The sequence below is a fragment of the Rhizobium sp. 01N447_2 genome, from assembly GCF_056399245.1.
Map to the genome: position 1 here is coordinate 22,279 of NZ_JBFTQY010000076.1, position 6,797 is coordinate 29,075.

The 6,797-nt window shown below is 61.1% G+C and carries 7 protein-coding genes; all 7 read left to right on the plus strand.

Features of this window, described 5'->3' with window-relative positions; all coding sequences use genetic code 11:
- The first annotated feature begins 48 nt into the window (after positions 1 to 48).
- Entirely contained in the window at positions 49 to 1,329 is a 1,281-nt protein-coding gene (locus AC1ECN_RS32080) for an ABC transporter substrate-binding protein (RefSeq protein ID WP_130663308.1), read from the plus strand.
- A gap of 54 nt (positions 1,330 to 1,383) precedes the next feature.
- On the plus strand, positions 1,384 to 2,103 hold the full coding sequence (locus AC1ECN_RS32085; RefSeq protein WP_018480653.1) for an ABC transporter ATP-binding protein: 720 nt from the start codon (positions 1,384 to 1,386) through the stop codon (positions 2,101 to 2,103).
- The gene (locus AC1ECN_RS32090; RefSeq protein WP_477955228.1) at positions 2,103 to 2,828 is read left to right on the plus strand and encodes an ABC transporter ATP-binding protein; all 726 of its coding nucleotides are present in this window, start codon (positions 2,103 to 2,105) and stop codon (positions 2,826 to 2,828) included. Before AC1ECN_RS32085 ends, AC1ECN_RS32090 begins: the two co-directional genes overlap by 1 nt.
- Entirely contained in the window at positions 2,815 to 3,678 is an 864-nt protein-coding gene (locus AC1ECN_RS32095; protein ID WP_477955229.1) for a branched-chain amino acid ABC transporter permease, read from the plus strand. The genes AC1ECN_RS32090 and AC1ECN_RS32095 overlap by 14 nt, the downstream gene beginning before the upstream one ends.
- Positions 3,679 to 3,686: 8 nt before the next feature.
- Entirely contained in the window at positions 3,687 to 4,793 is a 1,107-nt protein-coding gene (locus tag AC1ECN_RS32100) for a branched-chain amino acid ABC transporter permease (protein WP_477955231.1), read from the plus strand.
- Positions 4,786 to 6,540 carry an FAD-dependent oxidoreductase gene (locus tag AC1ECN_RS32105; RefSeq protein ID WP_130682897.1) on the plus strand — a complete coding sequence of 585 codons (1,755 nt, stop codon included), beginning with the start codon at positions 4,786 to 4,788 and terminating at the stop codon, positions 6,538 to 6,540. Before AC1ECN_RS32100 ends, AC1ECN_RS32105 begins: the two co-directional genes overlap by 8 nt.
- 8 nt (positions 6,541 to 6,548) lie before the next feature.
- Positions 6,549 to 6,797 (plus strand): dioxygenase (locus tag AC1ECN_RS32110; RefSeq protein ID WP_477955233.1); only part of this gene is annotated, 249 nt, incomplete at its 3' end.

The following is a 6,797-nucleotide window of genomic DNA, read 5'->3' on the forward strand; positions in this document are numbered from 1 at the left end:
ACGCCGGACGGCGCGCTCTTTGGGAGGAGAGGGACAATGGGAGGAAGCATGTTCACGAGACGCGATTTTCTGAAAACAACGGCGACCGGCGGGGCCATCATAGCGACGTCCAGCCTTGCCGCTCCGGCGATCGCCCAGAACGCGGCCATCAAGCTTGGCTACGTCAGCCCGCAAACCGGCCCGCTTGCCGCCTTTGGCGAGGCCGACAAATTCGTCATCGATTCGTTCCTGGCGACGACAAAGAAGCTCGGCCTGACCTATGAGGTTGTGGTCAAGGATAGCCAGTCCAATCCTAACCGCGCGGCCGAGGTCGCAAAGGAGCTTATCGTCGACGACCAGGTCAATCTGATGCTGGTTTCTTCCACGCCGGAAACGACCAACCCGGTTTCGACGACCTGCGAAGGCGAGCAAATGCCTTGCATTTCCACGGTGGCTCCTTGGCAGCCGTGGTTCATCGGCCAGCAGGGCAATCCCGGCGATCCCTCATCATGGAAGCCATTTGACTATGCCTACCACTTCTTCTGGGGGCTTGAGGATATCATTGCCGTCTTCACGGGCATGTGGGGTCAGATCGACACCAATAAGAAGGTCGGCGGGCTCTTCCCCAACGACGGCGACGGCAACGCGTGGGGCGATAAGGTGGTGGGGTTTCCGCCAGTCCTGGAAAAACTGGGTTACGGACTGACTGACACCGGCCGCTACCAGAACCTGACGGACGACTTCTCCGCGCAGATCAACGCCTTCAAGCAGGCGGGTACCGACATCCTTACCGGCGTGATGATCCCGCCGGATCTCACCACCTTCTGGAACCAGGCGAAACAGCAGGGATTGAAACCGAAAATCGCCTCGATCGGCAAGGCGCTGCTCTTTCCGCAGACGGTCGAAGCGTTGGGCGATGCCGGTCATAACCTGTCCACGGAAGTCTGGTGGACGCCCAGCCATCCCTTCACATCGTCACTGACAGGCGAGACGGCAGTCACCGTCGCCAACGCATTCACCAAGTCGACCGGCCGCCCATGGACACAACCTATCGGCTTCGCCCACGCGTTGTTCGAGATCGCCGTCGACGTGATGAAGCGAGCGGGAGGGGTTGGCGACGGCGACGCTGTTGCCAAGGCCATAGGGGAGACCAAGCTCGATACACTTGTCGGGCCGATCGCGTGGGGCAACGAGAAGCTTCCGCCATTTGCGCAGAAGAATGTTGCCAAGACGCCTCTCGTCGGCGGCCAGTGGCGCCTGAAGTCGGGCGGCGGCTACGATCTCGTCGTCGTCGAAAACGGGCTGGCGCCCAATGTGCCGCTGGGCGGTAAGCTCGAAGTTTTGGCCTAAGGCTAAAGCTCTGCCCGGCGCCCGAGCCGGGCGGAACTGATCGGAGGAGGACCGATGCCCATTCTCGAACTTAAAAGTGTATCGAAGTCCTTCGGCGCGCTTATCGTCGCCGAAGGGGTTTCCTTTTCGGTGGAGCCGGGAGAGGCGCTCGGCGTCATCGGACCGAACGGTGCTGGAAAATCGACACTCTTCAATCTCATCAACGGCAACCTCAAGGTGGCCGGTGGTTCAATCCAATTCGACGGCCGCGATGTGACCCATACGCCCCCGATGCAGCGCTGCCTTGCGGGCATGGGACGCACCTTTCAGATACCGCAGCCTTTCGAGCGCCTGACCGCCTATGAAAATCTATTGGTCGCAGGCGCTTTCGGAACGCGCCAGGCGGAAGCCCATGTCGTCGATCTCTGTGCCGACATCCTGGTGGAGACAGGCCTAATCGCAAAGGCGAATGTCCCCGCAGGCTCCCTTTCCCTTCTTGAACGCAAACGATTGGAGCTTGCGCGCGCGCTCGCCACGCAACCCAAGCTTCTGCTTCTCGACGAAATCGCTGGAGGACTGACGGAGGGAGAGTGTCGGCAGTTGGTGGCGACGATCAAACGCGTCCACCAGCGCGGCGTCGCGATCATCTGGATCGAGCATGTGCTGCACGCCCTGACCGCCGTCGCCGAGCGATTGCTGGTCTTGAACTTCGGTCGCGTGATCGGCATCGGCGCAGCCGATGCGATCATGGCGTCGAGCGACGTCCGCGAAATCTATCTCGGGATGGAGGTCTGATGGCAAGCCTTGTCGAAACACGAGGTCTTACGGCCTTCTACGGCGACTTCCAGGCCGTCTTCGGGGTCGATATCCGGCTCGAGGTCGGCGAGACCATCGCCGTGATCGGCGCCAACGGCGCTGGCAAATCGACCTTGATGCGCTCCCTCGCCGGTGTGATTGCCAACAGCGCGGAGATGGTCCTCCATCGCGGCGAGCCGATCGGTGCGCTGGGAGCACCGGATGTGGTGCGCCGCGGGATCGCGCTGGTGCCGGAGGGCCGCAGGCTGTTTCCGTCATTGACCGTAGAGGAGAACCTGCTGATCGGCAGCTACGGCCGCCAGGTGGTGGCCGGACCGTGGACCCTGGAAAGCATCTACGCGCTTTTCCCCATTCTGAAAGAGCGGCGACGCAATCCTGCAACGGCCCTCTCTGGCGGCCAGCAGCAGATGGTCGCGATCGGTCGGGCCCTCATGTCGAACCCAGACGTCCTGCTCTGCGACGAACTCAGCCTCGGTCTGGCGCCGGTGGTGATCAAGGATATCTACGCCGCCTTCGCGAAGATCAAGGCATCGGGCGCCGCGATCATCATCGTCGAACAGGACATCGTGCAGGCTCTAAAGGTCGCCGACCGGATTTATTGCATGATGGAAGGCCRCATCACCCTGACCGGCCGTCCCTCCGAACTCGATCGTGCGGACATCCATGCAGCCTATTTTGGAGCGGGGACCCATGAACTGGCTTGATACGCTTCTCCAGGGAATACTGCTCGGCGGACTATATGCCCTATTCGCGGCTGGCTTGAGCCTTGTCTTCGGCATCATGCGGCTCGTCAATCTGGCCCACGGCGACCTGATCGTCCTTGCCGCGTTCCTGATAATGCTCATCGTGTCATCTTTTGGGCTCAATCCGTTTGTCGCGGCATTGATAGCGGCGCCATTGATGTTCGGGCTAGGCTGGGTGCTCCAATATTATCTTCTCAATCGCACGCTCAGCAAAGACGTCCTGCCACCGCTGCTGGTGACGTTCGGCCTTTCGATCGTGATCCAGAATGGTCTTTTGGAAGCGTTCACGGCCGACAGCAGGCGAGTTTCGGCGGGCTCGCTTGAAACGGCCTCGGTGCAGCTCGGAAGTGTCAACGCCGGACTGATGCCGTTGCTGACCTTCGCCTCGGCCGTGCTCATTATCTTGGCCCTGAATCAGCTCATCTACCGGACCGCTCTTGGCCGGGCATTTCGGGCCACGTCCGACGACGTGGTGACCGCAAGCCTGATGGGCATTCGGCCAAATTCGATCTTCGCTGTCGCTACCGGACTGGCGATGATGATCGTGACCGTTGCTGCGCTCTACCTCGGCATGAGAGCGAACTTCGATCCGACCGCCGGACCCGCCCGATTGATCTATGCCTTCGAAGCAGTGATCATCGGCGGCCTCGGCTCGCTTTGGGGCACGCTCGCGGGAGGTGTGATCTTGGGCCTTGCGCAGACGATCGGCGCTGCGGTCAATCCCGAATGGCAAATTCTTGCCGGGCACGTCGCCTTTCTTCTCGTGCTGCTTTTTCGTCCGCGCGGTCTTTTTCCGCGGGCCGTCGACTGAGGCGCGCCATGACCACGGGTTTTCAAGCCATGACCAATGAACGAACGGCTCGCTGGCGCATCGAGACGAGGACGACTGTCTCCCGAATCTTCACAATGTTCCTCTTCCTGGCGGCGGCCCTCATGATCTTCGCTCCGTTCGTCGTCTCGCGTGGCGTCATACAGGACCTCTTTTTCATCCTGACCATGCTAACGCTGGCCCAAAGCTGGAATCTTCTCGCTGGTTATGCCGGCCTCATCTCGGTCGGGCAGCAACTTTTCGTCGGATGTGGCGCCTACGCCTTATTCGGCTTGGTTATCCTGACTGGAATGGATCCAGTTCTGGCGGTCCTGCTTGCCGGCCTCATCGCAGCCGCTGTCGCGGTGCCGACAGCCTTCTTCGCCTTCCGCCTCTATGGGCCGTACTTTGCGATCGGTACCTGGGTGATTGCCGAAGTCGGGCGGCTGCTCGTTGCGCAATGGAAGACCCTTGGGGGCGGAACAGGGACGTCCATGCCGCGAGATGCGACGCGGGACATGCTGGGCGCCGCCGCACTCAGCGACTGGTTCGGCATGCGCTCGTCCGTCGCCGCTGATGCATTGGCCTACTGGATGGCGCTCGTGCTGGCGTCGGCGACGATCATCTTCGTCTACAAACTGCTTTGCAGCAAGCATGGGCTGGGGCTTGCGGCCGTCCGCGACAACGAGACGGCGGCACGTGCCCTTGGCGTCGACGCACAGTGGCTGAAGACACTGATCTATCTCCTGACGGCCTTCATCACGGGAGTGGTCGGCGCGCTCATCTATCTGCAGAAGGCTCGGATATCGCCCGACGCGGCCTTCTCGCTCACCGACTGGACGGCCTACGTCATCTTCATCGTCGTCATCGGCGGTATCGGCACAATTGAGGGTCCGATCCTGGGTGTGCTTGTCTTCTTCGTATTGCAGAACGCGTTTTCGAGCTTCGGTTCCTGGTATCTTCTGGCGCTCGGCGCACTGGCCATCGTTACAATGCTCTTTGCGCCTCGCGGCGTCTGGGGACTGATATCCGACCGCACTGGTTGGGAACTTTTTCCGGTCCGCCGTCGCCTAAAGGACGGATCTTCAGAATATGAAATGGGAGKGCCACATGGCTGACATCAAAACCGACGTATTGATCATTGGCACAGGCCCGGCCGGTTCGGCGACAGCCGCGTTGCTCGCGACACACGGCCTCGAACCGCTGGTGATCAACCGCTATCGCTGGCTGGCGAACACGCCGCGCGCGCATATCACCAACCAGCGCACGATGGAGGTGCTGCGCGATCTTGGCCGCGACGTCGAGGACGAAGCTTACATGTTCGCCGCCGAGCAGGATCTGATGGGCGAGAACGTCTTTTGCACCTCGCTGACCGGGGAGGAGATCGGCCGCATGAAAAGCTGGGGCAACCACCCACTGTCCCGCGCCGAACATCTTCTCTCGTCGCCGAGCCGGATGAACGACCTGCCTCAGACATACATGGAGCCGTTGCTATTCAAGACCGCCTGTTCTCGCGGCGCGCAGCCGCGAATGTCGACCGAATACAAAAGCCATGTTCAAGACGCCGATGGGGTCACGACGACCTGCGTCGATAAATTGACGGGCAGGGAGCTGACCATTCACTCCAAATTCCTGATCGGCGCGGATGGCGGGAACTCCAAGGTCGCCGAACATGCTGGCCTGAGATTCGAAGGCAAGATGGGCGTTGCCGGATCGATGAACATCCTGTTCGAGGCCGACCTGTCGCGCTACGTCGCCCATCGCCCTTCCGTGCTCTATTGGGTATTGCAGCCAGGCGCCGACGTCGGGGGCATCGGCATGGGTCTCGTGCGCATGGTTCGCCCGTGGAACGAGTGGCTGATCGTCTGGGGATACGATATCAACCAGCCCGCACCGCAGGTCGACGACGCCTTCGCCACGAAGGTCGTGCGCGAGCTCGTGGGCGTCGATGACATCGAGCCGAAGATAAAGTCGGTCTCGACGTGGACCGTCAACAATATGTACGCGACGACGATATCGAACGGCCGCGTCTTCTGCATGGGCGACGCAACGCATCGACATCCGCCGTCAAACGGCCTGGGCTCCAACACCTCGATTCAGGACGCGTTCAATCTTTCATGGAAGCTTGCGATGGTGCTGAAAGGTCAAGCTGGTCCTGAGCTCCTCGACAGCTACCAGGCCGAGCGCGCGCCAGTCGCCAAGCAAATCGTCACCCGCGCCAACAAGTCGATCGAAGAATTCGGCCCTATTTTCAAGGCGCTCGGCCTGCTTGACTCGGTTGATCCGGTGAAGATGCAGCAGAACATGGACGCGCGCTGCAATGACACGGCAGAGTCCGAAGCGCAGCGCGCGGCAATCCGGACTGCGATCGCGAACAAGGTCTACGAATTCGACGCGCACGGCGTCGAGATGAACCACCGCTACGCCTCGAACGCCGTGGTGAAGGAGGGGCAACCGGAACCCGCTTTCGAGAGGGACCCTGAGCTGCACTTCCAGCCGACGACTTGGCCGGGTGCGCGGCTTCCCCACGCCTGGCTCTTCGGCGCCGATGGAAAAAAGGTGTCCAGCCTTGATCTGACGGGCCACGGCGTTTTCACGGTGCTGACGGGCATCGGGGGCGACGGCTGGATTGCAGCGGCAAAGACGCTTTCGAAGGAGCTAGGGCTGCCGATCGCCACGCATCGGATCGGACCGCGACAGACGTGGCAGGATCTGAACGGTGACTGGGCGCGGGCCCGCGAAATCCGGGATTCAGGCGTGTTGCTCGTGCGGCCCGACCATCATGTCGCGTGGCGCGCGGACGCCGTGACGGCTGATCCGGAAGCGGAGCTACGCCGGGTTTTGAAAACAATTCTTTCTCTGTGAGGTGCACTATGAGCTCCGAAGAAAAGGGCTATTTCACCGAAGAAAATTCCGTGGAGGTGGTCACGAGCCGCAACGCTCAAGCCAGGGACGAGCGCCTGAAGCGGGTGATGGAGGTCGTCACGCGCAAGCTACATGAGGCAGTAAAGGAGCTTGAGCCGACGCAGGACGAGTGGATGGAGGCGATCTTCTTTCTCACCCGTACCGGGCAGACGTGCAATGAATGGCGACAGGAGTTTATCCTGTTGTCAGACGTGCTC

Bases quoted from the DNA above. Each gene is read 5' to 3' on its own strand.
- AC1ECN_RS32105 (WP_130682897.1), top strand. From the start codon at position 4,786: ATGGCTGACATCAAAACCGACGTATTGATCATTGGCACAGGCCCGGCC.
- AC1ECN_RS32095 (WP_477955229.1), top strand. From the start codon at position 2,815: ATGAACTGGCTTGATACGCTTCTCCAGGGAATACTGCTCGGCGGACTA.
- AC1ECN_RS32085 (WP_018480653.1), top strand. From the start codon at position 1,384: ATGCCCATTCTCGAACTTAAAAGTGTATCGAAGTCCTTCGGCGCGCTT.
- AC1ECN_RS32080 (WP_130663308.1), top strand. From the start codon at position 49: ATGTTCACGAGACGCGATTTTCTGAAAACAACGGCGACCGGCGGGGCC.